Source organism: Aquabacterium lacunae, assembly GCF_004310865.1.
In the GTDB taxonomy this organism is placed as follows: Bacteria; Pseudomonadota; Gammaproteobacteria; order Burkholderiales; family Burkholderiaceae_C; genus Aquabacterium; species Aquabacterium lacunae.
Map to the genome: position 1 here is coordinate 190,125 of NZ_SIXI01000005.1, position 24,462 is coordinate 214,586.

The following is a 24,462-nucleotide window of genomic DNA, read 5'->3' on the forward strand; positions in this document are numbered from 1 at the left end:
TTTGAGATCTCTGAAATGACGAACACCACCACCCCCAATGCCGCGAACGCCGACCTGGCCCAGCAGTTCGTGGCCTTTGCCGTCGAGTCGAAGGTGCTGCGTTTCGGGGAATTCAAGACCAAGGCCGGGCGCCTGTCGCCCTATTTCTTCAATGCCGGTCTGTTCGATGACGGCGCCAAGCTGGGCCGTCTGGCGCAATTCTATGCACAGCGCCTGGTGGCGTCGGGCCTGCAGTTCGACATGCTGTTTGGCCCCGCCTACAAGGGCATCACGCTGGCCGCGGCCGTGTCGGTCGAGCTGGCCCGCCTGGGCCACAACAAGCCCTTTGCCTACAACCGCAAGGAAGCCAAGGACCACGGCGAAGGCGGCACCCTGGTGGGGGCGCCCGTGCAAGGCCGCGTGCTGATCATCGACGACGTGATCTCGGCCGGCACCTCGGTGCGCGAGTCGATCGAACTCATCCAGAAGGCCGGCGCCACCCCCTGTGGCGTCACCATCGCCCTCGACCGTCAGGAAAAGGCCACGCTCAATGGCGCCGATTGTGACGAGAGCGCGGTACAGCAGGTGGAACAGCACTACAAACTCCCGGTTGTTGCGATTGCCTGCCTGGCCGACCTGTTGCAGTATCTGCAGGGGCAGGCCGATCCGGCCTTGTCCTCGTTCCACCCTGCCGTGCTGGCCTACCGTCAGCGCTACGGGGTCTGACCACCGAGTTACCTGTCGTCGCCCGCGTTTTGCCCCATGCCTGCCCGCCGCTCCTGTTTCGGTCGTTTTCGCGGGTTGCGGCGTGGTGGGCTGCGGGCCGTGTGCGTGCTTGGCTTGGTCGTGCTGCCCACCCTGGCCCAGGCCAGGATCTACACCTGCGTCAGCCCGTCGGGCAAACACCTCACCTCCGACCGGCCCATTCCCGAGTGCCTGGACCTCGAGCAGCGTGAACTGAACAAAGACGGCTCTCAAAAGCGCGTGGTGCCCCCCCGGATGACCCCGGCCGAGCGGGCCGCCTGGGAAGAGCAGCAGCGCAAGCGGGTCCAGGCCGAGCAGTCGTACAAAGATGCGGTTCGCCGTGACCGCAACCTGTTGGTGCGCTATCCCACGCAGGCTGCGCACGACAAGGCGCGGCAGTCGGCGCTGGACGACATCGAGCGTGCCATCGCGTCGTCGGAAAAGCGCATCGCCGAGTTGCAGAAGGAGCGCAAGCCCCTGCTCGATGACGCCGAGTTTTACAAGGGCAAGCGCCTGCCGGGTGCCTTGCGGGTCAAGCTCGATGGCAACGAGGCCTCGCAACAGGCCCAGAAGGACATCATCGAGAACCAGCAGGCCGAGAAGGTGCGCATCCATGGCCTGTACGACACCGAACTGGCCCGCCTGAAAAAGCTGTGGGCCGGGCAACCCCCGGCCTTCGACGTGGCTCCGCCGCGCTGAAAGTCACAAGGGGCCCGCAGGCCCCTTGTTGCTGGCGTTGTGAAGCCGCCGACAGCTCAGCCCGTGAGCTTCTTCTTGAGCAGCTCGTTCACGGTGGCCGGGTTGGCCTTGCCCTTGGTGGCCTTCATGGCCTGACCCACCAGCGCATTGAAGGCCTTTTCCTTGCCGGCGCGGAATTCTTCGACCGACTTGGCATTGGCCGCCAGGATGTCGTCGAGGATCTTTTCCAGCTCGCCGGTGTCGCTCATCTGCTTGAGGCCCTTGGCCTCGATCAGCGCGTCCACACGGGCGATCGGCGTGGCGCCTTCGCCTTCCCCCGCCCACAGGGCGTCGAACACCTGCTTGGCGCCGTTGTTGGAGATGGTGCCGTCGCTGATGCGCGAGATCATGGCGGCCAGCACCTCGGGCGACACGGGCGAGGCGTCGATGGCCTGCTCGGTCGCATTCAGGCGGCGCGAGACCTCGCCCATCAGCCAGTTGCTCACCAGCTTGGGTTGGCCGCAGGCCTTGGCCGCGGCTTCAAAGAACGCGCCGAAGGCTTTCGACTGCGTCATCATGGTCGCGTCGTAGGCGGGCAGGCCGTAGTCGGCCACGAAACGGTCGGCCATCACACGGGGCAACTCGGGCATCTCGGCGCGCACGCGCTCCACCCACTCGGGCGCGATCACCAGCGGCGGCAGGTCGGGGTCGGGGAAGTAGCGATAGTCGTGCGCGTCTTCCTTGGTGCGCATGGCGCGCGTTTCACCCGTGTCGGGGTTGAACAGCACGGTGGCCTGCTGGATGGCGTAGCCGTCCTCGATCTGGTCGATCTGCCAGTTGATCTCGTAGTCGGTGGCCTGGACGATGTGCTTGAAGCTGTTGAGGTTCTTGATCTCGCGGCGGGTGCCCAGCGGCGCGCCGGGCTTGCGCACCGACACGTTCACGTCGCAGCGGAACGAGCCTTCCTGCATGTTGCCGTCGCAGATGCCCAGCCACACCACCAGGGTGTGCAGCGCGCGGGCGTATTCGGCCGCTTCGGCGCTGGTGCGGATGTCGGGCTCGGTCACGATCTCGATCAGCGGTGTGCCGGCGCGGTTCAGGTCGATGCCCGACGACTTCTCGCCATTGAAGCCCACGAAGTCATCGTGCAGCGACTTGCCGGCGTCTTCTTCCAGGTGGGCGCGCACCAGGCGCACCGTGTGGGCCTGCTCGCCCACGAAGAAGCTCACCGAGCCACCTTGCACCACCGGGATCTCGTACTGGCTGATCTGGTAGCCCTTGGGCAGGTCGGGGTAGAAGTAGTTCTTGCGCGCAAAGATGGAACGCGGCGCGATGGTCGAGCCCACCGACAGGCCGAAGGCAATGGCGCGTTCGACCGCGCCCTTGTTCATCACGGGCAGGGTGCCGGGCAGGGCCATGTCCACCGGGCAGGCCTGGGTGTTGGGCTCGGCCCCGAATCGGGTGGAAGCGCCCGAGAAGATCTTCGATTGCGTGGACAGCTGAACGTGGGTCTCGATGCCGATGACGACTTCGTAACCGCGGATCAACTTGGCTTGAACAGGAGAGCTCATGGCGTGTCTCAGGCGCCTTGCGGCGGCGTGGGGGACAGGGGTGAATCGGTGGGGCGGTGCACTTCGCGGTAATCGGCCGCGTGTTCGGTGCGCCAGCGCATCAGCAGCGCGCGGTTGTCGTGCTGCCAGGGGTGGAAAGACGGTTTGAAGTAGGCCAGCCAGTGTGGCAGGGTGTGCCAGACCATGCCCTCGCGCCCGAACCAGAAACGTGCGGCGCTGGCCCAGGTTCGCCACTTCAGCAACTGGCCGTCGTGGTGCAGCATCTTGAGCATCTGCACCGTGCTGAACACGGTGAATTCCAGGGTCACGTACAGGAACACCACGATGCGCAGCCAGTAGCGGCCATCGACCGCCATGTAGGTGTCGTAGGCCACGGCCTTGTGCTCCAGCTCTTCGGCGGCATGCCACAGCCACAGCTTGCGCATCTCGGGGGCCATGCCGGCCGTCCAGGAGGGGTGGCGCAGCAGGCCGTCGCCCAGCAGCGCGGTGAAGTGTTCGTAGCCCGCGGTGCCGGCCAGGTCGGCCTTGGGGGCCTTGCCCTCGAAAGCCTGGATGTAGGCCGCCATGGTGCGGGCATTCCAGTCGTCGTAACCCAGGGCCTTCAGGTGCGCGTTGTAGCGGCTGTGCAGGTGGCGGTGTGTGGCTTCCTGCCCGATGAAGTGGTCGATGTCTTCGGCCAGCGTGTGCAGGCCCATGGCCCGGATGCGCGGGGCAAAGCGACGCACCGCATCGATGAAAAACTGCTCGCCCACCGGGAACAGCAGCGACAGCGAATTGAACACGGTCGAGCGGTAGGCGTCACCGCCCACCCAGTGCCGCTCAAAGCCGCGGCTCAGGTCGACCTCGGGCTGTCGCACGATGAGGTCGGCCTGGGCGGGCTGTTCGGTGCCGGGTGTGCGCATGGGGCAGGGCCTCAGGCCGCGGCGGCAGGCGCCTTCTGGTGCCAGTCGGTGGCCTGCTGGAAGGCGTGGGCCGTGTGCAGCAGTTGCGCCTCTTGCCAGTAGTTGCCGATCAGCTGCAGCCCAATGGGCAAAGGTTTTTGCAGGTCGTGATCGCTGAATCCGCAAGGCAGGCTCATGCCGGGCAGGCCGGCCAGCGAGGCCGGCAGCGTGAAGATGTCGGCCAGGTACTCCTGCACCGGGTCGGTCTGCGAGCCAATCGCGCGGGCCACGGTGGGCGCCACGGGGCCGGCGATCACGTCGCACACCTTGAAGGCGGCCTGGAAGTCGTCGGCGATCATGCGGCGCAGCTTCTGCGCCTGCAGGTAATAGGCGTCGTAGTAGCCGTGGCTCAGCACGTAGGTGCCGATCATGATCCGGCGCTTGACCTCGGGGCCGAAGCCTTCGGCGCGGGTCTGCCGGTACATGTCATTGAGGTCGCTGTACTTGGCGGCACGGTGGCCGAACTTCACGCCGTCGTAGCGGCTCAGGTTCGACGAGGCCTCGGCCGGCGCGATGATGTAGTACACCGGGATGGACAGCTCGGTGCGCGGCAGCGAGATGTCGACCAGCGTGGCGCCCAGTTGTTCCAGCTGGCTCAGTGCGGCGCGGGTGGCGGCCAGCACGTCGGCGCTCACGCCGTCGCCAAAGAACTCTTTGGGCACGCCCACGCGCAAGCCTTGCAGGGGCTTGTCAGGCGTGGCGCCTGCGCGCAGTGCATTCAATGCACCCACGAAATCGGGCACGGGTTGCTGGGCGCTGGTGGCGTCACGCTCGTCGAAGCCGCTCATGGCCTGCAGCATCAGGGCACAGTCTTCGGCGGTGCGGGCCATGGGGCCGGCCTGGTCCAGGCTCGATGCGAACGCGATCATGCCGAAGCGCGAGCAGCGGCCATAGGTGGGCTTGATGCCCGTGATGCCGGTCAGCGCGGCGGGCTGGCGGATCGAGCCGCCGGTGTCGGTGCCGGTGGTGCCGGCCACCAGGCGCGCGGCCACGGCCACGGCCGATGCGCCCGACGAACCACCCGGGATGCGGGTGGTGTCCCAGGGGTTGCGCGCCACGCCATAGGCCGAGTTCTCGTTGGCGCCGCCCATGGCGAATTCGTCGCAGTTGAGCTTGCCCAGGCTGACCACGCCGGCGGCCTTCAGGCGCGCCACCACGGTGGCGTCGAAGGGGCTCTGGTAGCCCTGCAGCATCTTGGAAGCCGCCGTGGTGGGCTGGCCTTCGGTCACGAAGATGTCCTTGTGGGCGATGGGCACGCCGTCGAGCGGGCCGAGGGCCTGGCCGGCGGCGCGGCGGGCGTCGGAGGCAGCGGCTGCGGCCAGCGCGCCGTCGGCATCGATGTGCAGGAAGGCGCCCAGGTGGGCGGCAGCGGCGGCGCGTTCCAGCGCGTGCCGGGTCAGGGCCACCGAGGTGGTCTGGCCCGAGGCCAGGGCCTGGCTTTGCTGGGCCAGGGTCAGGTCATGGAGGGCTTGCGAAGCGGTCATGGTCTTTGCCGGTCTTTACTCGATCACCTTGGGCACGAGGAACAGGCCCTCGTCACGGGCGGGGGCGTTGGCCATGTGGGCTTCGCGGCGCTCACCGGCCGCGTCTTCGGTGACCGCATCTTCGCGCAGGCGCAGGGTCACGTCTTCGATGGCCGACAGGGGGGTGGACAGCGGTTCCACGCCGGTGGTGTCCACCGCACGCATGCGCTCGACGATCTCGAAAAAGCCATTGAGCTGTTCGAGCATGGCGGCGCTCTCGTCTTCGCGCAGGGCCAGCCTCGCCAATTGGGCGATGCGGCTGACGTCTTGGGAGGTCAGGGCCATTTGTTTCCGGGGTGAAAGAGGTTGAGACAGGTGTTGTCGGGCCCGGTTCCTCCCGGGCGATGCGGTATTATCCTAGGTTATCCATCACCCCCCGCAGCCCAGCACTGCGTCAGGGAGCCCCGCGCCACTTTCTGCTGCCGCCCGCCACAAGCCGGCCACGCCTCGCGCGCCTTGAGACCCTTGCTGAGACGGGTTGCCGGAGCCGCATTTCCATGTTCGGAACTTTCCGCCGCTATTTCTCGACCGACCTGGCCATCGACCTGGGCACTGCCAACACGCTCATTTTTGTGCGTGACAAGGGCATCGTGCTCGACGAGCCCTCGGTTGTCTCCATCCGCCACGACGGTGGCCCCAATGGCAAGAAGTCGATTCAAGCCGTGGGTCACGAGGCCAAGGCCATGCTGGGCAAGGTGCCCGGCAACATCGAGGCCATCCGCCCGATGAAGGACGGCGTGATCGCCGACTTCACCGTCACCGAGCAGATGCTCAAGCAGTTCATCAAGATGGTCCATCCGCGCTCGGTGTTGAAGCCGTCGCCGCGCATCATCATCTGCGTGCCCTGCGGCTCCACCCAGGTGGAGCGTCGTGCCATCCGCGAATCGGCGCTGGGCGCCGGCGCCTCCGAGGTCTACCTGATCGAGGAACCCATGGCCGCAGCCATCGGTGCTGGCCTGCCGGTGGCCGAGGCCTCGGGCTCCATGGTGGTCGACATCGGCGGCGGCACCACCGAAGTCGGCGTGATCTCGCTGGGCGGCATGGTCTACAAGGGCTCTGTGCGCGTGGGCGGGGACAAGTTCGACGAAGCCATCATCAGCTACATCCGCCGCAACTACGGCATGCTGATTGGTGAGCCCACCGCCGAAGCCATCAAAAAGAGCATCGGCAGCGCCTTTCCCGGCTCGGAAGTCAAGGAAATGGAAGTCAAGGGCCGCAACCTGTCGGAAGGTGTGCCCCGCAGCTTCACCATCTCCAGCAACGAGATTCTCGAAGCCCTGACCGATCCGCTCAACCAGATCGTCTCGGCCGTGAAGAACGCGCTGGAGCAGACGCCGCCCGAACTGGGTGCCGACATCGCCGAGCGCGGCATGATGCTGACCGGTGGTGGCGCCCTGCTGCGCGACCTCGACCGCCTGCTGGCCGAAGAAACCGGCTTGCCGGTGCTGGTGGCCGAAGACCCGCTGACCTGCGTGGTGCGCGGCTGTGGCATGGCCCTGGAGCGCATGGATCGCCTGGGCAGCATCTTCACGTCGGAGTGACGTGATCCCTGTGGCGGGCTGACCGCCCGCCGGTACCGCATTCCACCGCATGGCCCTCGGCACGCTGGACCGCACCCCACCGCCCTTCTTCAAGCAAGGGCCGTCGGCGTTCACCCGCCTGGTGTTTTTTGCCTCGCTGGCCATTTTCCTGATGGTGGCCGACCTGCGATTCCAGATGGTGCGCCCTTTGAGGGCGGCGGTGGCCACGGCGCTGCACCCTGTGCAACAGGTGCTTCTGGCGCCCCTGCACTGGTCAGCCCAGGCAGGCGACTACCTGCGGGGCCTTGACGAAGCGCGCGTGGCCCAGGAGCGAGCCGAGCAGCAGTTGGCCGCGCAGGCCGACGCCCTCATGCGCGAGCGCACGCTGGTGCGCGAAAACGCCGACTTGCGGGCCTTGCTTGAGCTTCAGCCCCGCGTGCAGGCGCGCAGCATGGCTGCCGAGGTGTTGTACGACGCTCCCGACCCCTACACCCGCAAGATCGTGCTGAGCCGCGGCAGCAGCGCAGGCGTCAAGCTGGGCTCGCCCGTGCTCGATCGCCAGGGGGTGCTGGGTCAAGTCACCCGTGTGTACCCCCTCACGGCCGAGGTCACGCTCGTGACCGACCGCGACGCCGCCATCCCGGTCGTCAATGACCGAACCCAGCAGCGCGGCGTGGCCTATGGCCTGCCGCAGGCGCAGGGCATGGAGTTGCGCTTCATGGCTGGCAATGCCGACGTCCAGCAGGGCGATTTGCTGACCACCTCTGGCCTGGACGGCATCTACCCGGAAGGTTTGCCTGTCGCCAAGGTGCTGCGTGTAGACCGTCGTGCCGATTCGGCGTTTGCTCGCATCCTGCTCACCCCCATGGCCTTGCCAGACCGCCCACGCCATGTGCTGGTGCTGCATCCCTTGTCCGAGCAGCTGCCAGAGCGCCCTGATCCCTCGGCGCCGCGCGCCACCACTGGCAATGACGGCGCCTCGGCCGCGACCGGCGCGTCTGCGGCATCTGGCGCTTCGGGCCCGTCAGGGGCTTCCGCTGCGTCGCTGGCCTCGTCACGCGTGACCACGGAAAGGCCCTGACATGAGCATCATGCCGCGTGGTGATCAGTTGCTGCTGCCGGTCAATCCGGCCTTCATGTGGTTCACATTGGCCGTGGCCTTCATGTTGAACCTGTTGCCGGTGGGCCGGCTGTCGGCCATGCCTGACTTTCTGGCCGTGGTGGTGGTGTTCTGGAACGTGCACCAGCCGCGGCGCGTCGGCGTGGGCGTGGCCTTCCTGTTCGGCCTGTTCATGGACATTCACGAAGGTGCGCTCCTGGGGCAGCACGCGCTGGCTTACTCGCTGCTCAGCTATTTCGCCATCACGGTGCACCGCCGCCTGCTGTGGTTCACGGTGGGCTCGCAGACCGTGCAGATCCTGCCGCTGTTCGTGGCCGCGCACGTGGTTTCGCTGGTGGTGCGCATGGTGGCCGGGGCCTCGTTCCCGGGCTGGGGCCTGATGCTGGCGCCGGTGCTGGAGGCGGCCCTGTGGCCCGTGGCGCATGCCTTGCTGCTGGCGCCGCAACGCCGTCCGCCCGACCGCGACAAGAACCGACCGCTGTGAGCCCATGACGGAGCTCAAGAACCTCGAAGTCGAACTCAGCCGGTTCCGCACACGCTTGTGGGCGGCGGCCGGCTTCGTGCTGTTCTGCTTCGGGTTGCTGGTGTTTCGGCTGTTGGTGCTGCAGGTGGTGCGCCACGACGAGCTGGCCACCCAGGCCGAGAACAACCGCATCGCCGTGGTGCCCATCGTGCCCAACCGCGGCCTGATCGTCGACCGCAATGGCGTGGTGCTGGCCAACAACTATTCGGCCTATACGCTCGAAATCACGCCTTCCAAGGTCGAGAACCTGGAGGCCACCATCGACGAGCTGGCCACCTTCATCGACATCCAGCCGCGAGACCGTCGCCGCTTCAAGCGCCTGCGAGAAGAATCCAAGCGCTTCGAGTCCATCCCGATCCGCACGCGCCTGACCGACGAAGAGGTGGCCAAGTTCACCGCGCAGCGCTTCCGATTCCCGGGAGTCGAGGTGCAGGCCCGTTTGTTCCGCCACTATCCCTACGGCGAGCTGGCCAGCCACGTGCTGGGCTACATCGGCCGCATCAACCAGAAGGAAAAAGAGGCCATCGAAGACTGGCCCGAAGAAGACCAGGCCAACTACCGCGGCACCGATTACATCGGCAAGCTGGGCATCGAGCAGGCCTACGAGCGCGACCTGCACGGCATCACCGGTTTCGAAGAGGTCGAGACCAGCGCGGGCGGGCGCGCCGTGCGTCGCCTGCGCTCCAACCCGGCCACCCCGGGCAACACCCTGCACCTGGCCATCGACATCAAGCTGCAGCACCTGATCGAGCGCCTGTTCGGTGGGCGCCGTGGCGCGCTGGTGGCCATCGACCCGCGCAATGGCGAGGTGCTGGCCTTCGTGTCCAAGCCCACCTTCGATCCCAACCTGTTTGTCGACGGCATCGACAGCGACAGCTGGCGCGAGCTCAACGAGTCGATGGACAAACCCCTGTTGAACCGCGCGCTGCGAGGCACCTACCCGCCAGGTTCGACCTACAAGCCCTTCATGGCCCTGGCGGCCTTGAACACCGGCAAGCGCAGCCCCAGCACCGTGATCATGGACAACGGAGTCTTCTTGTTCGGGGGCCACCGCTTCCGCAGCCCGGAAAACGAAAAGGGCGGCGCCATGAACATGCGCCGCTCCATCGTCGAGTCGTCGAACGTGTACTACTACTCGCTGGCCAACGAGTTGGGCGTGGACACCATCCACAGCCAGATGTCACCCCTGGGCTTTGGTCGCCTCACCGGCATTGACCTGCAAGGCGAGGTCAAGGGCATCCTGCCGTCCACCGAGTGGAAGCGCAAGGCCTACCGCCGCCCTGAGCAGAAGAAGTGGTACGCCGGCGAAACCATCTCCCTGGGCATTGGCCAGGGCTACAACACCTTCACCATGTTGCAGGTGGCCTCGGCCCTCAGCACCCTGGTGGCCGACGGGCAGCGCTTCGAGCCCCGGGTGGTGCGAGAGGTCGAAGACGTGGTCACGCGCCAGCGCCGCATCGTTTCGGGGCAGGCCCTGCCACCGTTGCCGCTCAAGCCCGAGCACACGGCCATCATCCGTGAGGCCATGCACGGGGTCACCACCGAGGGCACCGGCACCCGGGTGTTCGCGGGCGCCACCTACCTCAGCGGTGGCAAGACCGGCACGGCGCAAGCCGTCACCTTGCGCCAGAACGAGAAGTACAACGCGTCCAAGATGGCCGAGTACCAGCGCGACCACTCCCTGTACGAAGCCTTTGCCCCGGTGGATCAACCCCGGGTTGCGTTGGCGGTGATCGTTGAAAACGCTGGCTTTGGCGCACAGTCGGCCGCACCCATCGCGCGGCGTGTGCTCGACTACCTGCTGGCGGGCATCTACCCCAGTGAAGAAGACATCGTCGAGGTCAGTCAGGGCCGAGGCATTGCGCCCATAGGCGTGTCGCGTCGGGTGGCCGATGTGCCTTTGCCGCGCGGCACCGATGCCTTTGGCAGCGACGTGACCGACCCGACCTACACCGAGCAGCCTGGCCTGGGCCCCATGCCGGTGCGTGCTGCGTCGTCTGCACAGGGGGCCTCGGCGCCCATGGAGGCCGCCAGCGCCGCATCCGCCGCGCAGGGCGCATCCGCTCCTGTGGCGGCATCCGCGGTCACCACAGCGGCGGTCGAGCCTTTGCGTGCGCCCTCGTCCCCGCGGCCGTCCACGCCTTGGGTGGCCGCGGGCGCGTCGGCGCCTGCCTCGACCCCCACACGCGCTCCGGGAGCCCGACCATGAACGTGGCCTTTGAAAAGCCTTCGCTGTGGCACCGGGTCAGACCGGTGTTTTCCGGGTTCGACCTGCCCATGGCGCTGATCCTCATGCTCTTGTGCAGCATGGGCCTGATCGCCATGTACTCGTCGGGCTATGACCATGGCACCCGGTTCGTCGATCATGCTCGCAACATGGCCCTGGGTGCCATGATCCTGTTCACCGTGGCTCAGGTGCCTCCGCAGCGCCTGATGGCGCTGGCGCCGCCGTTGTACGTCGCGGGCGTGCTGCTGTTGATCGCAGTGGAGTTGTTCGGGATCACCAAGAAAGGCGCCACGCGCTGGCTGAACGTGGGCGTGGTCATCCAGCCTTCCGAGATTCTGAAGATCGCGATGCCGCTGATGCTGGCCTGGTGGTTCCAACGCCGTGAGGGGCAGTTGCGCGGGCTGGACTTTGCCGTGGCTGGCTTGTTGCTGGCCGTGCCGGTCGGCCTGGTCATGAAGCAGCCCGACCTGGGCACTTCGCTGCTGATCCTGTTCGCCGGGTTGTATGTCATCTACTTTGCTGGCCTGCCCTGGAAGCTCATATTGCCGGTGGTCGCGGCCGGGGCCATCGGCATCACCACCCTGGTGATGTCAGAGGAGCACATTTGCCAACCTGGTGTGGACTGGGTGGTGCTGCATGACTACCAGAAGAACCGGGTGTGCACGCTGCTCGATCCTACCAAGGACCCGCTGGGCAAGGGCTTTCACATCATCCAGGGCATGATCGCCATCGGCTCGGGCGGGGTGTCCGGCAAGGGCTTCATGCAGGGCACGCAAACCCACCTGGAGTTCATTCCTGAACGCACCACCGACTTCATCTTTGCCGCATTCTCAGAAGAGTTCGGCTTGGTGGGCTGCCTGGCCTTGTTCGCGGCGTTCCTGGCCATGATCTACCGCGGCTTGGTGATCGCCGCACAGGCGCCCACGCAGTTTGCCCGCTTGATGGCCGGCAGCATTTCCCTGAGTTTTTTCAGTTATGCCTTCGTGAACATGGGCATGGTCAGCGGCATCCTGCCCGTCGTGGGGGTGCCATTGCCCTTCATCAGCTACGGCGGCACGGCCATGGTCACCCTGGGCCTGTCGCTGGGCATTTTGATGTCGATCGCGCGCAGCCGGGGGCTGATGCAGCGCTGACACCGCGCGTGACATGCCGCCTGCCCCAGTTTTGTCTGCCCTGAAGCAAACCCTTGGCGCCCTGCCTGCGCTAGCATGTTGACATGACTGTGCCTGTTAAGCACCTCGCCAAGACTTCTTTCTCTGTGGCGCATTCACCCCTGGACCACCTGCTGATCGCGGCCGACAGTGCCTTGCGTGCCGTGTGGGGCGACCATGTGGCCACGCGTGCCTGCCCACGCCCGCCAGAAGGCACGCCTGACACCGAGTTGAGCGAGGCCGACAAGCACCATGCGGCGGCCCTGATGCGCGTGAACCATGTGGGCGAGGTGTGCGCCCAGGCGCTGTACGCCTCGCAGTCGCTGGGCACGCGCGACCCGGCCTTGAAGGCCCATTTCGAGGCAGCGGCCCGCGAAGAAACCGACCACCTGGCCTGGACCGAACAGCGTCTGCGCGAACTGGGTGGGCGCACCAGCGTACTCAACCCCTTGTGGTTTGCCGGCTCGTTCGCCATCGGCCTGCTGGCCTCTCGCGCGGGCGACGCCACCAGCCTGGGCTTCGTGGTCGAAACCGAACGCCAGGTCGAGCACCACCTCGACAGCCACCTCAGCCAGTTGCCTCCGGGTGACGAGCGTTCACGCGCCATCGTGCGCCAGATGCGCGACGACGAGATCGCCCACGCCAACGCCGCCCAGCAGGCCGGCGGGGCCGAGTTGCCAGCCCCGGTGCGGGGCCTGATGAAGCTCACGGCGCGGGTGATGACCCGCACCGCCTACCACCTGTGACGACGCGCTGACCCGCCGCGGCAGGTCAGGCGGCCACCACCTCGAAGCTGGTGGTGATCTCGGCCGTCTTGCCGATCATGATGCTGGCCGAGCAGTACTTCTCGTGCGACATCTGAATGGCACGGGCCACGGCGGCCTCCGGCAGGTTCACGCCCGTCACCACGAAGTGCATGTTCACCTGGGTGAACACCTTGGGGTCGGTCTCGGCGCGCTCGGCCGTCAGCTTGAGCTGGCAGCCGCGCACGTCGTGGCGGCCGCGCTTGAGGATCAGCACCACGTCATAGGCGGTGCAGCCACCGGTGCCGGCCAGCACGGTTTCCATCGGGCGCGGGGCCAGGTTGCGGCCGCCACCCTCGGGGGCGCCGTCCATGTTGATGATGTGGCCGCTGCCGGTTTCGGCCATGAAGGCCATGCCCGAAGCGGGCTGCCAGTGGATGGTGCATTCCATGTGGGGCTCCTTGAATCGGCGCCGATTGTGCACTGTCTGCGCGCCCCCTGGTGATTCACGGGTAAACCCGCATCACTTGAGCGCAGCGTGGGGCTTTGTGTGGGATAACTTGCGCCCAACCTGTGACAAACGGTATCTTTGCGTTCATTGACGGAACCATTTAATTCAAGTGGTGTCCATCATGTGTTCTGTTTGTCTCCTCCACCCCCATTCATTGGTGGATTTCAGCCCGGTGCATGCAAATGCCCCGGGCTTTTTTCTGCCCGGCGTCCTGCTTGCGCCTGGCTTGGGTGCTGGGCTTTCAGTCGCCTGAAGGCGGCGGTGCGGCCTTGGCCTTTGCGGCCAGCTCTTCCCGCAGGCGCTTGATGCGTTCTCGGGGGCTCTCGCCTGGGGTGCCTTCGCCCAGCTTCATCTCGGCCACGAAGCGGCTGGGCATGGCCTGCACGTACTCGCGGCCCTTCTTGCGCCGGCGCAGCACGCACACCATCAGGCTCAACCGGGCCCGGGTGATGCCCACATACATCAGGCGGCGCTCTTCTTCCACCTGCTGGCCCGAGATCTCGCCTTCTTCGCGAGAAAACGGCAGCAGGCCCTCGTTGCAGCCAGCCAGCACCACATGGGGCCATTCCAGGCCCTTCGAAGCGTGCAGCGTGGTCAGCGTCACCACGTTCTGGTCGGCGTTGCGTTCGGCCAGGCTGGTGATCAGCGAGATGGTCTGCGCCACGTCGAGCACGCTCTTGCGCTCGCTCTCGGTGGTCATGCCGCCATCGTTTTCGATCTCCCCGCCGCAGCGCTTGGCCACCCAGTCGACGAAATCGAGCACGTTGTTCCAGCGGGCCGCGGCCACCTTCTCGTTTTCTTCGTTGTCGTACAGGTGCTGCTCGTAGCCGATCTCCTTGAGCCATTCCATCAGGAAGGCCTTGGCGTCTTCGGCGCCGTGCGTGTGGCGGGCCTTGTACTCCAGGTCGTTCACGAAGCGCCCGAACTCGTGCAGGGTGCCCAGCGCGCGGGCGTTGAGCTTGGCGGCCAGCGAATCGGCGAACAGGGCCTCGAACAGGCTTTTCTTCCACTGGCCGGCGAACTCGCCCAGCGAGCCCAGCGTCTGGTGGCCGATGCCCCGCTTGGGCGTGGTGGCCGCGCGCAGGAAGGCTGGGTCGTCGTCGTTGTTGATCAGCAGGCGCAGCCAGGCGCAGAGATCCTTGATCTCGGCCTTGTCGAAAAAGCTCTGGCCACCCGACACCTTGTAGGGGATGTTGGCCTTGCGCAGGGCCTGCTCGAAGATGCGGGCCTGGTGGTTGGCGCGGTAGAGGATGGCGAAGTTGTTCCACTCCACCGCCGCCTGCACGCCGCTGGCGTTGCCGCCGCGCACGGCCTGGATGCGGGCCACGGCCCGTTCGGCCTCGTGCTCTTCGTTGTCGCACTCGACCAGGCGCACCGGCTCGCCTTCGCCCAGGTCCGACCACAGCGTCTTCTGGAACAGCTTGGGGTTGAGCTGGATGACGTTGTTGGCCGCCCGCAAGATGGCGCTGGTCGAGCGGTAGTTCTGCTCCAGCGGGATCACCTTCAGCGTGGGGAAGTCTTGCGGCAGGCGCTTGAGGTTGTCCAGCGTGGCACCGCGCCAGCCGTAGATCGACTGGTCGTCGTCGCCCACGGCCGTGAAGATGCCGTTCGGGCCCACCAGCAGCTTGAGCATCTCGTACTGCGTGGCGTTGGTGTCCTGGTATTCGTCGACCAGCACATGCCGCAGCTGGCGCTGCCACTTGGCGCGCACGTGTTCGTGCTCGGCCAGCAGTTTCAGGGGCAGGCCGATCAGGTCGTCGAAGTCGACCGCCTGGTAGGCCAGCAGCCGCTCTTCGTACAGCTTCATCACCCGCACGGCCACCTGCTCTTCGTCGGTCTTGATCACCGACATGGCCTGGCCGCTGGTCAGCCCCATGTTCTTCCACAGGCTGATCTGCCATTGCCAGCTGCGCGCCAGTTTGGCGTCGGTGGTGGCGCCGCAGTCGCGCAGGATGCTGGTCACGTCGTCGGCGTCCAGGATGGAAAACTGCGGCTTGAGGCCCAGGGCCTCGCCGTCTTCGCGCAGCAGGCGCACGCCCAGCGAGTGGAAGGTGCACACCATCAGCTTGCCGGCGGCGCGGGGGCCCACCAGGTCCTTCACCCGCTCGCGCATTTCGGCCGCGGCCTTGTTGGTGAAGGTGATGGCGCCGATCTGCGAGGGCGCCAGGTCGGCGCCATACCCGGGTTGCATCAGCCGGGCGATCTTGTGCGTGATCACGCGTGTCTTGCCCGAGCCCGCGCCCGCCAGCACCAGGCAGGGGCTGTGCAGGTGCTGCACCGCCTCCATCTGGGCCGGGTTCATCATGGCGGGGCCGGTGTTTTTCACTGCGTGGGAAGACATCGTGGCGGCAGGCGGTTCAGTGCGCTGGCAGGGCTCGGCAAGGCGGCAAGGATAGTGCAAGCCGACGGGTTGGCGGGTGGAAGCCGGGTCGCAGGGTTAACCCGGTCGGGAGGGGCTGCACCCTCCCCCGTGGCCAAGGGGGTCTGTGGCGCATGACGGACTCCATTCCATGGATCGCACTTGACGGTGCGGCAAAGTTCACGGACGATGTCAAACAGGATGAGCACATGCCGTCTCGTGGCATCCACCTCGAAAACCGACCAAAAAGGGAACCCATGAGTTTCAAGCCTGCTTTGATGCCCATCGTCGCACTTGCGATGGCCACGGCCGCGCCCATCGCCAGCGCCACCACGGAAACGTTCAACTACACGTTTCAGACGTTCTTCGACACGTCAACATTTTTGAACACCACCGACAAGAAGACCTTCGCGGTCCCCGTGGCCAGCCTGAGCATCGCCGACGTTTCTGGCGGGGTCCAGCTGACCCTGAACCATTTCAAGACCGCATTCCCCGCCAAGACGACTTCGGGCACGTTCATCGACAACCTGTGGCTCGATGGTCCGAACGGTTCGATCAAGCTCAAGACCACCAACACCCTGTTGGCCGCTGGCACAGGCTACAACATCTTGTTCCCCGACTTCCCTGAGCCTGGCTACGGTTACGACTGGGACATCGATTTCAAGGCGGGAACTTTTGCCGAGGGTGAAACCGCCGTCCTGACCATTTTGGGCAAGGGCGTGACCGCAAGGTCCTTCACCCGGGGCACCACGCCCATGCTCGACATCTCGAACGTCGGCTCGCCCTACAAAACCCTGCTCAGCTCCAACGTGCACTTCTTGGGCACCCCCGCTGTGCCTGAGCCCAGCACCTACGGCATGTTGTTGTTGGGTCTGGCTGGTTTGGCCGCCTGGTCGCGTCGCAAGCCCACCTGAGTGCTCGGTGATGACCGTGGCATGCTTGTCACGGTGTGGCACTGAACAAAAAAGCCCTGCAGTGCAGGGCTTTTTTCATGTGTCTGGGCGTGTCGACCGTCAAATGCCAGCAATGAACTCGCCGACGCGCTCGGCAAACGCCCCAGACTGCTCCACCGCGCTCAGGTGGGCACAATCTGCCAGCACTTCCAGCTGAGCGCCCGGGATGCCGCGCGCCAGGGCCTCAGCCATGGCACTGGGAGTGCTTTCATCCTGGTCGCCGGTGAGCACCAGGGTGGGCACCCTGATCTGGTCCAGTTTGCCCAGGGTGTTGACCTCGCACACCGCAGCGGCGCAGGCGGTGTAGCCCTCTGGGTCCATGGCTTCAAGTAATCGGCGGTGGCGGTCGACCGTGGCCGCTTGTGCCGCACGAAAGCCCGGCGTGAAAAAGCGCGCCATCGTGGTGGTGGCAATGGCTTGAAGGCCATGGTGCTCTACCGCCGTGATGCGCTCGCCGATCGCCGTTTTCGCGGCAACGGGGTACTGGCTGGTGCAGTTGGCCAGCACCAGCGCCTTGATCTTGCCTGGGTGTCGCAGCGCCAGTTCCTGCCCGATCAGCCCCCCCATCGACAGGCCCACCCACACCACGGGCTCGCCATTGGCCACCTCGTCGATCAGGCGTGCAGCGTCGGCAGCCAGTTCGGCCAGGGTCAGCGGTGCGGCCGGGATCTCTGAGCGGCCGTGGCCGCGGGTGTCAGGACAGATCACGCGACAATGGCCGGCCAGGCGGTTGGCCACCAGGTCCCACATGCTGTGGTCTTGTCCGAGGGCATGGCTCAGCACCACGGTGTGCGCCGCGCAGCCCTGACGGGCCTCGCGCACGGTGGCATGCAACTTGGGGCGTGTGCAGGTGAACACCGAGCGGCCCACGCCCGGGTGCCAGGCTTCGGTCGCGGGATGCGGCGGAGGCTCCATGCCCAGCTCGCGCAAGATGCCCACGGCCCGCGAGAAGCCGGTGTTGGCGGCGGGCACACCTGCATAGATGGCCACCTGGAACAGCACCTCGCGCACTTCTTCAGGCGTCAGGGTGCTGGTGTTGCCTGGGGTGAGCGAGCCCCGCAGGTGGATTTCGAATTCGTCCCAGCGCCCCAGTGCACTGGTGATGGCCAGCACCATGGCCCGGCGTGTCTTCCAGTCCAGGCCAGGGCGGCCCCAAACGCCGTGCCACGCATAGTCGGTGATGAAGTGCTGGAACTCGGCGTTGAAGGCATTGGCTTTGGCCACCGACTTGTCAACCCATGCGTCGCCCAAGGCCGCGCGGCGGTTGCGCATGCCGCGCTCGAACGGGTGATCAAAGGGCAGGTCGGTGGAGCTGGACATGGCGCACGGGCGGTTCGTTGGCAGATGGACCATTGTGCCAACTCACCCGGCAAAGTTCACCTGAACTGCGGGTTCCGGCCCACAGTGGCAGGGCTCGCCTTTGGTGTATGGTCTCGCCATGTTGCGTGCAGCCTTATCCCTGGTGCGCCTGCCGGCGTTGGGCCGTGTGGCGGCGTGGACCCTGTCAGGTGTGCTGGTCAGTCTGGCCGGATGCTCGACCGTGCCATTGCCGCCCGCCGAGCCGGTCGCTCGCCCGTCGGCCAAGGCCGAGAACGACCGTCCCGCGCCGCCGGTGGTGCGCCCAGACGTGCGCCCGGAACGCGATGGCGCGCCCGACCGCCCGCCCGAAGACCTGGCCAGCGTGCCCGATGCGGTGCCACGCATCGAGCCCATCCTGCCGCGCGGGCCCAACAAGCCCTACACGGTGCTGGGCCAGGACTACGAGCCCATGGCGGCCGACGTGCCCTACAAGGAAAAGGGCACGGCCTCCTGGTATGGCACCAAATTCCATGGCCGTCGCACGGCCAGCGGCGAGGTCTACAGCATGTATGGCATGACGGCTGCGCACCGCACCTTGCCCATCCCCAGTTACGTGCGCGTGCGCAACCCCGCGAACGACAAGGCCGTGATCGTGCGTGTGAACGACCGCGGCCCCTTCCATGCCAGCCGGGTGCTGGACCTGAGCTATACCGCAGCGGCCCGGCTGGAACTGCTCGCGCGCGGGCACGGCGAAGTCGAGATCGAGCGCATCACCTTCGAAGACATCCGCACCGGGCGCTGGGTGGGGCCCGGGGCCGATGGCGGCAGCGAGCCTGCCATGGTGCCGCCCCGTGTGGCCGGTGTGTCGGCCCAGCCCGGCAACCTGGGCATGACCGCCTCGGCCGTGGGGGGTGATCCCATCGAGGCCCTGGCGTCGCGTCTGGATGCGGCCCGCCCGGCCCCGGTGGCATCGCCTGCCGAACCGGTCTCGGCGCCTTTGTCGGCCACCGAATCTGTGGCGGGGGGCGCGGTGTCAGCGCCAGCGCGAGCCCGAGCATTCACGCCCCACCAGGAGGGCTTCTGGGTGCAGCTGGCGGCCTTCAGTCAGCGCGCCGGTGTGGACGCCTTCCAGAAGCGCGTGGCCACCGAGCTGTCCCATCTGGCGCCGCTGCTGGCGGTGTTCCAGGAGGGCCCTGGCTACCGATTGCAGGTGGGCCCGTATGCGCGCCGTGACGAAGCCCATGGCATTGCCCAGCGGGTGCGTGAGGCCTTGCGCCTGAGCCCCATCGTGGTGGAGCGTCGCTGAGCCCCATGGCGTACCTGGGTCTGCTGTTCAATGCCCTGGTCTGGGGCCTGTCGTGGTGGCCCCTGCGCGAGTTGCAGGCCCAGGGCCTGCACCCGGTGTGGGCCACAGGCTGCTTCTTCCTGGTGGGCCTGCTGGTGCTGCTGGTCACGCGCCGCGAGGCCCTGGGCATGGTGGTGCGCCAGCCCTGGCTGTGGGCGCTGGCCCTGGCCGCGGGCAGCACCAACGCCGCGTTCAACTGGGCGGTCAGCATCGGTGACGTGGTGCGGGTGGTGCTGTTGTTCTACCTCATGCCCTTGTGGGCGGTGCTGCTGGCCAGGGTGCTGCTGGGCGAGGCCATCACGTCGGGTGCCCTGGCGCGCATCGCGCTGGCCCTGCTGGGCGCCGGGCTGGTGCTGCGCCCGGCCGAAGGGGGCTGGCCCGCCTTCCATGGGCTGGCCGATGTGCTGGGCGTGCTGGGGGGCATCGGCTTTGCGCTGAACAACGTGCTGCTGCGCAAGCAGGCGCATGTGCCCTCGTCGGCCCGTGCGCTGGCCATGTTCATGGGCGGGCTGATCTTGCCCACCGCGCTGGGCGTGGTGCTGGCGCTTCAGGGCAGCATCCCGGGCTGGCCGGCGCCCGCCTGGGGCTGGGTGCTGGGGGCGCTGGCCATGGGGCTGCTGTTTTTCGCCAGCAACATGGCCTTGCAGGTGGGGGCCTCGCAACTGCCGGTGGCGGTCACCTCGGTGATCATGCTGACCGAGGTGGTGTTCGCCACGGGCTCGTCGGTGCTGGCGGGTGAGGCACAGCTGACCACGCTCACGCTCACCGGCGGCGCCATGATCCTGGCGGCCTCCTTGATGTCGGCGCTGGCCGAGGCCAACGAGGGCAGCCGCCTGCCGGAGCACGAGGCGCTTCAAGCCCTCACGCGCGACCCCACGCAGCCCTGAATGCCAAAGGCCCCCGAAGGGGCCTGGGCATGCTGGGCGCCGGGCTTGCCGGGCTCAGCCCTGGGGTGTGCGCAGGGTGCGCGAGTGCTGGTGCACGGTGTCCACCAGCACGCTCACGCTCTCGGGCGGGGTGAACTGGCTGATGCCATGGCCCAGGTTGAACACGTGCCCGCCCCATTGGCCATCGGCTCGCTGCGGGCGGCCGAAAGCGTCCAGCACGCGGCGTGCTTCGGTTTCCACCTGCGCCGGGTCGGCGAACAGCACATTGGGGTCGAGGTTGCCCTGCAAGGCCACCTGGTCGCTCGTGATCTGGCGGGCCTTGCCCAGGTTCATGGTCCAGTCCAGGCCCACCACGTCGCAGCCGGTGGCCGCGATCTGGTCCAGCCACAGGCCACCGCCCTTGGTGAACACGATGTGCGGGATGCGGTAGCCGTTGTGCTCTTTCTTGAGCTGGCTGAGCACGCGCTGCGTGTAGGCCAGGCTGAACTGCTGGAAGGCGCCGTCGGCCAGCACACCACCCCACGAATCGAACACCATCACGGCCTGGGCGCCGGCTTCGATCTGCGTGTTCAGGTACAGGGCCACGGCATCGGCGTTCACCGACAGGATGCGGTGCATCAGGTCGGGGCGCTTGTACATCAGCGACTTGACCAGGCGGTAGTCGTCCGAGCCGCCACCTTCGACCATGTAGCAGGCCAGGGTCCAGGGGCTGCCCGAAAAACCGATCAGGGGCACGCGGCCCTGGCCATCGGCGTTCGTCAGGGCCTGGCGGATGGTGCTGACCGCGTCGAACACGTAGCGCAGCTTGTCCATGTCGGGCACGGCCAGCTCGGCCACGGCGGCTTCGTCACGCACCACCTTGGCAAACTTGGGGCCTTCTCCGGCTTCGAAGGTCAGCCCCAGGCCCATGGCGTCGGGCACCGTCAGGATGTCCGAGAACAGGATGGCGGCGTCGAGGTCGTAGCGCTCCAGCGGCTGCAGCGTCACCTCGCAGGCGAACTGAGGGTTCGTGGCCAGGCCCATGAAGCTGCCGGCCGTGGCGCGCGTGGCGCGGTATTCGGGCAGGTAGCGACCGGCCTGGCGCATCAGCCACACGGGCGTGTAGTCGGTGGGCAGTCGCAGGCAGGCGCGCAGGAACTGGTCGTTGGCCAGCGGTGGCAGGGAAGGGTGGGCAGCAGTCATCTGCGGATTGTAGGCAAGTGCAGCGCGCACTGCCCTGTCATCCGGGGACAAAGCCCGGGCAGTGCGGCGCTGTGGGCGAGATGACCTGCGTCAGGTCAACCCAGGGTCTTGCGGTAGCTCTTGACCGAGGCCCACAGGAACACGATGAAGGCCAGGCCAATGGGCCACAGGTTGGGCCACATGTCCAGCAGCGAGAACTCCTTCAGGAAGGCGCCCCGCGCTCCGCGGATGAAGTAGGTCATGGGCAGCGTGGTCGAGAACTTCTGCGCCCACTCCGGCATGCCGCTGATCGGGAACATGAAGCCGGTCAGCAGGATGGTCGGCATCATGTAATAGAACGACAGCTGCATGGCCTGGATCTGGGTGCCAGCCATGGTCGAGATCAGGATGCCCACCATCAGCGTGGTGATGCCGTAGATGAACAGCAGCGCACCCAGCGCCACGGCGCTGCCCGTCAAGGGCATCCCGAAGATCCAGAAGGCAATGGCCAGAATCGAGATCACCTGCACCACGCCCATCAGGAAGTACGGGCCCATCTTGCCGATGATCACTTCCGCGGGCTTGGTGGGCGTCACCATCAGGAACTCCATCGAGCCGCGTTCCTTTTCCTTGGTGATCGACATGGCCGTCATCATGATCAGCGACATGTTCAGGATCATGCCCATCACGCCAGGGATGATGAAGAAGGTGTGTTCACCCGAGGGGTTGAAGCGACGCTGCACGCGCACGTCCACCTGGGGCCCGTTGGGCTTGTTGGTGGTGAGCTGGTCCTTGCGCAGCACATGCGCCGCCACCTGGCGGGCCACTTCGCCGGTCGACGAAATGGCGCCGTTCAGGCTCACGGGGTCGGTCGCGTCGGCTTCCACCAGGATTTGCGCCGTGCGGCCGGCCATCATGTTCTGCGTGAAGTCGGGCGGGATCTCGATCACCACCGAGGTCTTGGCGCGGCGCAGGTAGTCGCTGGCCTGGTCGGCCGACATCTCGGCCGGGTGGATGTTCAGGTAGTTGCTCTGCTTGAGGGCGGCGCGGTACAGGCGCGAGAACTCGCTCTTGTCGTGGTCGACGACGATGGTGTCGATCTGGCGCGGGTCGGGGTTGATCGCGTAACCGAACACGATCACGTAGCCGCTGGTGGCCAGCAGCAGCGAGATGAAGGTCAGGCGGTCGCGCACCATGTGCAACCATTCCTTCATCGCGATGGCGTAAATGCGTTGGAGGGACATGGGGCGTGCTCAGAACGAAGTGTTGGTGCCCTGCTGCTGCAGGGTGAGGTGGAAGAAGATGTCTTCCAGGCCGACGTCGATCTCGGTGGTGTGCCCGGCGGCATCGCCCAGCCGGTCCTTGATCCAGCCGTCCACATCGTCTTGCGAGCGGGCCACCACGCGCACGCTGTTGCCCAGGCGGGCCATGCGCACCACGCGGGGATCGCGGCCCACGGCCACCAGGTCCACCGCCTTGAGCAGGTCCACCTGCACCGACACCAGCGCGCAGTTGCGCAGCACGTTCTCGGGCTTGTCGTCCACCAGCAGGCGACCGTACAGCATGTAGGCCAGGCGGTTCGAGCGCATGGCCTCGTCCATGTAGTGGGTCGACACCAGGGCCGACACGCCACTGGCCGTCACTTCCTGCAGGATGTCCCAGAAGGCTTCGCGGGCCTTCGGGTCCACGCCGGCGGTGGGTTCGTCCAGCAGCAGCAGCTTGGGGCGGTGCGACACGGCACAGGCCAGGGCCATGCGCTGCTTCCAGCCGCCCGACAGCGTGCCCACCTGTTGCTTGTCGCGGCCCAGGTCGTGGAAGGCGAACTGCTCGATCAGGTCGTTCACGCGGCCCTTCACGTCGCTCACGCCATACAGGCGGCAGACAAACTCCAGGTTCTCGCGCACGGTCAGGTCGGGGTACAGCGAGAAGTGCTGGGTCATGTAGCCCAGCAGCGGCTTGATCTGGTCGGCCTGCGTGGCAATGTCGAAGCCTGCACAGACGCCGCCACCCGAGGTGGGCGGGATCAGGCCGCACATCATGCGGATGGCGGTGGTCTTGCCCGAGCCGTTGGGGCCCAGGAAGGCGTAGAGCTGACCAGGCTGGATGTCCATGGTCAACTGGTCGACCACGGTTTTCTCACCGAAGGTCTTGGTGAGGTCCTTGACCTCGATGATCGCGTTCGATGCCGACACGGTGTCTCCCGCCGATCAGCCCTTGGCGTCCGGCACGATCACGCCAACAGGCGTGCCGGGCGGCACCGAGCAGCTGCCGGTTTCCAGGTGGCCTTCGGTCAGGAAGCTCAGGCGGTCACGCAACTCGGGCCCGAACATCAACGGGTTGGTGTATTCCGGGCGGGCACTCACGCGGGTGATGCGGGCGTTCAGGGGCTTGTCGCAGCCCGAGATCTGCACCTCGAACTTGCTGCCAGGCATGAAGCGAGGGCGCAGGTCGTTGGGCACGAAGAAGCGCACGCGCATGCTGTCCTTGTGCAGGATGTTCATGACGGCGGCGCCAGCCTGGGCGAACTCGCCCTTGCGCACGAAGATCTCCTGGATCACGCCGGTCACGGGGGCGCTGACCTGCTTTTGCTGCAGCAGCCATTGCACCTGGTCGATGCCGGCCTTGGCGGCGTCTTCCTGAGCGGCGGCAGCGGCACGCTCGTCCGAGCGGGCGCCGGCCTTGGCGGCCTTCAGCGCGGCGCGGGCTTCCTCCACCGTGGCCTCGGCCACCTGCAGGGCGGTGCGGTCGGTTTCCACCTGGGCCTCGGAAATGAAGCCGCGCTTGAGCAGGGCCTCGGTCTTCTTCAGTTGCGTGCGGGCTTGCTCGCGCTGGGCCTTGGCGGCACGCAGGCGGGCTCTGTAGGTGTCCAGCTCGGCTTCGCGGGCGCCCTTGCTCAGGTTCTGGGTCTGGGCTTCGGCCTGCTGCTTGCGTGCTTGCGCTTCGGCCAGCTGGGCCTGTTCGCGGTTCGACTCCAGCACGTACAGTGCGTCGCCGGCCTTCACGCTCTGGCCTTCTTGCACGCCCAGCTTGAACAGGATGCCTGCCACAGGCGAGGCCACCTGGGTCATGTCGGCTTCGACATAGGCGGGCAGCTGCGCGGTTTCACGCGGGTCCTTGCAGGCGCTCAGGGCCAGCACGCTGGCCAGGGCAGCAAAGCTCGCCATGCGGCGTGAAGTGAAGGTCAGTGCGGGGCGTTGGAACGGGTGGAGCATGGGCACACTCGGCAA

At 66.6% G+C, this 24,462-nt stretch carries 22 protein-coding genes; 11 read left to right on the forward strand and 11 right to left on the reverse strand.

What is annotated here, in order from left to right:
• Positions 1-15: 15 nt before the first annotated feature.
• Together pyrE and EYS42_RS12990 are read left to right on the forward strand one after the other, a co-directional pair.
• Complete coding sequence (gene pyrE, locus EYS42_RS12985; RefSeq protein WP_130968616.1) at positions 16-705, forward strand: orotate phosphoribosyltransferase; 690 nt, start codon at positions 16-18, stop codon at positions 703-705.
• Between the two features lie 36 nt (positions 706-741).
• Positions 742-1,422, forward strand: a complete 681-nt coding sequence (locus EYS42_RS12990; protein WP_245503636.1) for an SPFH domain-containing protein — start codon at positions 742-744, stop codon at positions 1,420-1,422.
• 56 nt (positions 1,423-1,478) lie between these two features.
• Here EYS42_RS12990 and gatB read toward each other — a convergent pair whose 3' ends face one another.
• The 4 genes from gatB to gatC are packed head-to-tail and all read right to left on the reverse strand — an operon-like array spanning position 1,479 to position 5,721.
• The gene (gene gatB / locus EYS42_RS12995; RefSeq protein ID WP_130968617.1) at positions 1,479-2,972 is read right to left on the reverse strand and encodes an Asp-tRNA(Asn)/Glu-tRNA(Gln) amidotransferase subunit GatB; all 1,494 of its coding nucleotides are present in this window, start codon (positions 2,970-2,972) and stop codon (positions 1,479-1,481) included.
• An 8-nt stretch (positions 2,973-2,980) separates the two neighbouring features.
• A complete protein-coding gene (locus EYS42_RS13000) occupies positions 2,981-3,874 on the reverse strand; it encodes a metal-dependent hydrolase (RefSeq protein WP_130968618.1) in 894 nt (297 codons plus the stop codon).
• Positions 3,875-3,885: 11 nt separating this feature from the next.
• Entirely contained in the window at positions 3,886-5,397 is a 1,512-nt protein-coding gene (gene gatA / locus EYS42_RS13005; protein WP_130968619.1) for an Asp-tRNA(Asn)/Glu-tRNA(Gln) amidotransferase subunit GatA, read from the reverse strand.
• 15 nt (positions 5,398-5,412) lie between these two features.
• Entirely contained in the window at positions 5,413-5,721 is a 309-nt protein-coding gene (gene gatC, locus EYS42_RS13010; protein ID WP_130968620.1) for an Asp-tRNA(Asn)/Glu-tRNA(Gln) amidotransferase subunit GatC, read from the reverse strand.
• A gap of 212 nt (positions 5,722-5,933) precedes the next feature.
• Here gatC and EYS42_RS13015 point away from each other — a divergent pair, with 212 nt between their 5' ends.
• The 6 genes from EYS42_RS13015 (at position 5,934) to coq7 (ending at position 12,723) form a co-directional block, all read left to right on the forward strand.
• Positions 5,934-6,977: a rod shape-determining protein gene (locus EYS42_RS13015; protein WP_130968621.1), complete on the forward strand. Its 1,044-nt coding sequence runs from the start codon at positions 5,934-5,936 to the stop codon at positions 6,975-6,977.
• Between the two features lie 49 nt (positions 6,978-7,026).
• Positions 7,027-8,037, forward strand: a complete 1,011-nt coding sequence (mreC, locus tag EYS42_RS13020) for a rod shape-determining protein MreC (RefSeq protein WP_130968622.1) — start codon at positions 7,027-7,029, stop codon at positions 8,035-8,037.
• Position 8,038: 1 nt separating this feature from the next.
• Positions 8,039-8,560 (forward strand): rod shape-determining protein MreD, encoded by a 522-nt coding sequence (gene mreD / locus EYS42_RS13025; RefSeq protein ID WP_130968623.1) that lies wholly within the window; start codon positions 8,039-8,041, stop codon positions 8,558-8,560.
• 4 nt (positions 8,561-8,564) lie between these two features.
• Complete coding sequence (gene mrdA / locus EYS42_RS13030; RefSeq protein WP_130968624.1) at positions 8,565-10,808, forward strand: penicillin-binding protein 2; 2,244 nt, start codon at positions 8,565-8,567, stop codon at positions 10,806-10,808.
• Complete coding sequence (gene rodA / locus EYS42_RS13035; RefSeq protein ID WP_130968625.1) at positions 10,805-11,959, forward strand: rod shape-determining protein RodA; 1,155 nt, start codon at positions 10,805-10,807, stop codon at positions 11,957-11,959. The genes mrdA and rodA overlap by 4 nt, the downstream gene beginning before the upstream one ends.
• Positions 11,960-12,042: 83 nt before the next feature.
• Positions 12,043-12,723, forward strand: a complete 681-nt coding sequence (gene coq7, locus EYS42_RS13040) for a 2-polyprenyl-3-methyl-6-methoxy-1,4-benzoquinone monooxygenase (protein WP_130968626.1) — start codon at positions 12,043-12,045, stop codon at positions 12,721-12,723.
• A gap of 25 nt (positions 12,724-12,748) precedes the next feature.
• On the opposite strand, the gene EYS42_RS13045 is transcribed toward coq7, so the two are convergent.
• Positions 12,749-13,171, reverse strand: a complete 423-nt coding sequence (locus EYS42_RS13045; RefSeq protein ID WP_130968627.1) for an OsmC family protein — start codon at positions 13,169-13,171, stop codon at positions 12,749-12,751.
• Positions 13,172-13,472: 301 nt separating this feature from the next.
• Positions 13,473-15,572 (reverse strand): ATP-dependent helicase, encoded by a 2,100-nt coding sequence (locus tag EYS42_RS13050; protein ID WP_245503637.1) that lies wholly within the window; start codon positions 15,570-15,572, stop codon positions 13,473-13,475.
• 275 nt (positions 15,573-15,847) lie between these two features.
• On the opposite strand from EYS42_RS13050, the gene EYS42_RS13055 reads away from it, so the two are divergent.
• Positions 15,848-16,504, forward strand: a complete 657-nt coding sequence (locus EYS42_RS13055) for a PEP-CTERM sorting domain-containing protein (protein ID WP_165456771.1) — start codon at positions 15,848-15,850, stop codon at positions 16,502-16,504.
• A gap of 99 nt (positions 16,505-16,603) precedes the next feature.
• On the opposite strand, the gene pcaCD is transcribed toward EYS42_RS13055, so the two are convergent.
• Positions 16,604-17,863 (reverse strand): bifunctional 4-carboxymuconolactone decarboxylase/3-oxoadipate enol-lactonase PcaCD, encoded by a 1,260-nt coding sequence (gene pcaCD / locus EYS42_RS13060; RefSeq protein WP_130968629.1) that lies wholly within the window; start codon positions 17,861-17,863, stop codon positions 16,604-16,606.
• 118 nt (positions 17,864-17,981) lie between these two features.
• Between pcaCD and EYS42_RS17445 the strand changes: the two genes are divergently transcribed.
• Positions 17,982-19,148, forward strand: coding sequence for a septal ring lytic transglycosylase RlpA family protein (locus EYS42_RS17445; protein ID WP_130968630.1), 1,167 nt, complete (start codon positions 17,982-17,984; stop codon positions 19,146-19,148).
• Between the two features lie 5 nt (positions 19,149-19,153).
• Positions 19,154-20,074, forward strand: a complete 921-nt coding sequence (locus EYS42_RS13070) for a DMT family transporter (protein ID WP_130968631.1) — start codon at positions 19,154-19,156, stop codon at positions 20,072-20,074.
• A gap of 54 nt (positions 20,075-20,128) precedes the next feature.
• Here EYS42_RS13070 and hemE read toward each other — a convergent pair whose 3' ends face one another.
• The 4 genes from hemE to EYS42_RS13090 form a co-directional block, all read right to left on the reverse strand.
• Positions 20,129-21,256, reverse strand: a complete 1,128-nt coding sequence (hemE, locus tag EYS42_RS13075) for a uroporphyrinogen decarboxylase (protein WP_130968632.1) — start codon at positions 21,254-21,256, stop codon at positions 20,129-20,131.
• 95 nt (positions 21,257-21,351) lie between these two features.
• The gene (locus EYS42_RS13080) at positions 21,352-22,479 is read right to left on the reverse strand and encodes an ABC transporter permease (RefSeq protein WP_130968633.1); all 1,128 of its coding nucleotides are present in this window, start codon (positions 22,477-22,479) and stop codon (positions 21,352-21,354) included.
• 9 nt (positions 22,480-22,488) lie between these two features.
• Positions 22,489-23,427 (reverse strand): ABC transporter ATP-binding protein, encoded by a 939-nt coding sequence (locus EYS42_RS17345; protein WP_130968634.1) that lies wholly within the window; start codon positions 23,425-23,427, stop codon positions 22,489-22,491.
• A 15-nt stretch (positions 23,428-23,442) separates the two neighbouring features.
• Positions 23,443-24,447, reverse strand: a complete 1,005-nt coding sequence (locus tag EYS42_RS13090; protein ID WP_130968635.1) for an HlyD family secretion protein — start codon at positions 24,445-24,447, stop codon at positions 23,443-23,445.
• Between the last annotated feature and the right edge of the window lie 15 nt (positions 24,448-24,462).

Coding starts and splice junctions, on each gene's coding strand:
- pyrE (WP_130968616.1), top strand. CDS start 16: ATGACGAACACCACCACCCCCAATGCCGCGAACGCCGACCTGGCCCAG.
- EYS42_RS12990 (WP_245503636.1), top strand. CDS start 742: ATGCCTGCCCGCCGCTCCTGTTTCGGTCGTTTTCGCGGGTTGCGGCGT.
- gatB (WP_130968617.1), bottom strand. CDS start 2,972: ATGAGCTCTCCTGTTCAAGCCAAGTTGATCCGCGGTTACGAAGTCGTC.
- EYS42_RS13000 (WP_130968618.1), bottom strand. CDS start 3,874: ATGCGCACACCCGGCACCGAACAGCCCGCCCAGGCCGACCTCATCGTG.
- gatA (WP_130968619.1), bottom strand. CDS start 5,397: ATGACCGCTTCGCAAGCCCTCCATGACCTGACCCTGGCCCAGCAAAGC.
- gatC (WP_130968620.1), bottom strand. CDS start 5,721: ATGGCCCTGACCTCCCAAGACGTCAGCCGCATCGCCCAATTGGCGAGG.
- EYS42_RS13015 (WP_130968621.1), top strand. CDS start 5,934: ATGTTCGGAACTTTCCGCCGCTATTTCTCGACCGACCTGGCCATCGAC.
- mreC (WP_130968622.1), top strand. CDS start 7,027: ATGGCCCTCGGCACGCTGGACCGCACCCCACCGCCCTTCTTCAAGCAA.
- mreD (WP_130968623.1), top strand. CDS start 8,039: ATGAGCATCATGCCGCGTGGTGATCAGTTGCTGCTGCCGGTCAATCCG.
- mrdA (WP_130968624.1), top strand. CDS start 8,565: ATGACGGAGCTCAAGAACCTCGAAGTCGAACTCAGCCGGTTCCGCACA.
- rodA (WP_130968625.1), top strand. CDS start 10,805: ATGAACGTGGCCTTTGAAAAGCCTTCGCTGTGGCACCGGGTCAGACCG.
- coq7 (WP_130968626.1), top strand. CDS start 12,043: ATGACTGTGCCTGTTAAGCACCTCGCCAAGACTTCTTTCTCTGTGGCG.
- EYS42_RS13045 (WP_130968627.1), bottom strand. CDS start 13,171: ATGGAATGCACCATCCACTGGCAGCCCGCTTCGGGCATGGCCTTCATG.
- EYS42_RS13050 (WP_245503637.1), bottom strand. CDS start 15,572: ATGTCTTCCCACGCAGTGAAAAACACCGGCCCCGCCATGATGAACCCG.
- EYS42_RS13055 (WP_165456771.1), top strand. CDS start 15,848: ATGAGTTTCAAGCCTGCTTTGATGCCCATCGTCGCACTTGCGATGGCC.
- pcaCD (WP_130968629.1), bottom strand. CDS start 17,863: ATGTCCAGCTCCACCGACCTGCCCTTTGATCACCCGTTCGAGCGCGGC.
- EYS42_RS17445 (WP_130968630.1), top strand. CDS start 17,982: ATGTTGCGTGCAGCCTTATCCCTGGTGCGCCTGCCGGCGTTGGGCCGT.
- EYS42_RS13070 (WP_130968631.1), top strand. CDS start 19,154: ATGGCGTACCTGGGTCTGCTGTTCAATGCCCTGGTCTGGGGCCTGTCG.
- hemE (WP_130968632.1), bottom strand. CDS start 21,256: ATGACTGCTGCCCACCCTTCCCTGCCACCGCTGGCCAACGACCAGTTC.
- EYS42_RS13080 (WP_130968633.1), bottom strand. CDS start 22,479: ATGTCCCTCCAACGCATTTACGCCATCGCGATGAAGGAATGGTTGCAC.
- EYS42_RS13090 (WP_130968635.1), bottom strand. CDS start 24,447: ATGCTCCACCCGTTCCAACGCCCCGCACTGACCTTCACTTCACGCCGC.